This window comes from Faecalibacterium sp. DFI.5.82 (assembly GCF_029076575.1).
Lineage (GTDB): Bacteria > Bacillota > Clostridia > Oscillospirales > Ruminococcaceae > Faecalibacterium > Faecalibacterium duncaniae.
The window spans coordinates 1-327 of sequence record NZ_JARFIS010000281.1; the positions used below are offsets into that span (position 1 = coordinate 1).

Sequence of the window (327 nt, forward strand, 5' to 3'; positions counted from 1 at the left end):
GGTGACGCTGATGGCGGCGGCAGACTTGAACTGCATCTCCACCCCGGCTTCATCATAATCCATCAAGAGCGAACCGTCAACGATGGCACGAATGTCCCCGCCGTGGTTGTCCCAGTAATCCGCCACCAGTTTCCCCGCAACATCCGCAAGCTGCTGGCTGACACGCTCGCCGCTGATGCCGTAGGTCTTGCTCAACATTTCCGAAACCGACTGCACCAAATCGGGACCGAGCTGCCACACCTCCGGGTCACGGGAATTGCGGCGCACCCCGGTGTCCGACACATCGAAAACGTAGTGCAGGCGCGGGAATCCGCTGGATTCGTCCAG

1 protein-coding gene is annotated in these 327 nt (G+C 60.6%); it reads right to left on the reverse strand.

Translation table 11 applies throughout. The features are described 5' to 3' along the window. Nucleotides 1-327: hypothetical protein (locus tag P0G09_RS16610; protein ID WP_275253212.1), on the reverse strand; the 327-nt coding region annotated here is incomplete at both ends.